The 1454-nt window shown below is 49.9% G+C and carries 3 protein-coding genes; all 3 read left to right on the top strand.

Annotated elements, in window-relative coordinates; translation table 11 throughout:
* Positions 1-305: [protein-PII] uridylyltransferase (locus tag GTN70_10990; protein ID NIO17490.1), on the top strand; the 305-nt coding region annotated here is incomplete at its 5' end.
* A 30-nt stretch (positions 306-335) separates the two neighbouring features.
* Positions 336-1220 carry a site-specific tyrosine recombinase XerD gene (gene xerD / locus GTN70_10985; protein ID NIO17489.1) on the top strand — a complete coding sequence of 295 codons (885 nt, stop codon included), beginning with the start codon at positions 336-338 and terminating at the stop codon, positions 1218-1220.
* Between the two features lie 6 nt (positions 1221-1226).
* Positions 1227-1454: hypothetical protein (locus tag GTN70_10980; GenBank protein ID NIO17488.1), on the top strand; the 228-nt coding region annotated here is incomplete at its 3' end.

Raw genomic sequence — 1454 nt, 5'->3', positions numbered from 1 at the left:
TGAGGAAGGGAGATGATAAAATAGTAAAGTACAGGCCGACGAGAGTTCAGGTTGACAATGATACATCAAGGCATTACACCATAATCGACATATTCACATACGACAGGGTTGGTCTTCTTTACGACATAACCAGGACGATATCTCATCTGGGCTACGAAATTTACCTGTCGAAGATTGCAACCAAAGCGGATCAGGTAGCCGACGTTTTTTATATTTTCGAACACCCTTCCAGGAAGATTGATGACGAGGGGAAGGTAGAAGAGCTCCAGGATGCCATCTACAGGGCGATAGAAGAGGGCGCTTGACCGAAAGCGACGTCGACCGGAGGGAATGAGATGGAAAAAATCGTCACCGACTTCGTTCAATACCTGAAGATCGAGCGGGGGCTTGAAGAAAATACGGTCAAGGCCTATCTTGGTGATATTCTGGGTTTCCGGGCATACCTGGATAAAAAGGATAAAGGGCTTCTTTCGGCTGAACTCGATGACCTCTACGGATTCTTTGGCCAGATGAGGGAAAGGGGCAGGACCGCGAGTTCTGTCCTGCGGTGCATCTCATCGCTCAGGGGCTTATACAGGTTTCTCATCGAAAAAGGGGTGATCAAGGCCAACCCTTTCGATCTCGTGGAGTCTACGAGAAAAGGTTTGCAGTTGCCCGAGTTCTTGACGGTGAGCGAGGTGGGAGCCCTTCTGCAAGCCCCCGATAGCAGGACGATGTGGGGGAAAAGAGACAGGGCAATCCTCGAACTCCTGTATGCCACGGGTGGCCGGATTTCGGAAGTATTGAATCTCAAGCCGGAAGATATCAACCTCAGCGGCTCTTATCTCATTCTCTACGGCAAGAGGAAGAAAGAGCGCGTCGTTCCCTTCGGCGAGCCGGCAAGGGCTGCCCTCGAGGACTACATGGATCTCGTTCGACCCGTTCTGGTCCGGCAGACGGGGGAACAGCACCTGTTCTTGAACAGGTTTGGCAGAAAAATTTCCCGCCAGTGGGTGTGGAAGCGCCTGAGAGGCTATTCCATCCTGGCGGGCATAAAAAAGAGCATCTCACCACACGTGCTGAGACACTCTTTTGCAACCCACCTGTTGACCTACGGGGCCGATTTGAGGACCGTCCAGGTTTTGCTCGGCCATGCGGATATATCAACCACCCAGATATACACACATCTGAAATTTAAAGAGTTGAAGAAAGTTCATGAGAAGTACCATCCGAGAGGATAGGGTTTTATGGAGATCATCACTTCCCATGTGAATTCTGACTTCGATACCATTGCCTCCATGCTCGCCGTGAGCAAAATATATCCGAAGGCGTATATCGTACTGCCCGGTGCAAAAGAGGAATCGGTCAATGACTTTCTCTTGAAGTCAGCCATATATGCCTTCAAGATGAAAAACGCAAAAGATATCGTCCTGGACGATGTGGAAAAGGTAATCCTCGTGGATATCCGGAATTCT

The sequence above is a fragment of the Deltaproteobacteria bacterium genome (genome assembly GCA_011773515.1).
Lineage (GTDB): Bacteria > Desulfobacterota > Deferrimicrobia > J040 > J040 > WVXK01.
This window is presented reverse-complemented; position numbering and strand designations above follow the sequence as displayed.

What these genes read in the sequence shown, in the direction of transcription:
- xerD (NIO17489.1), top strand. Translation starts at nt 336, where the DNA reads ATGGAAAAAATCGTCACCGACTTCGTTCAATACCTGAAGATCGAGCGG.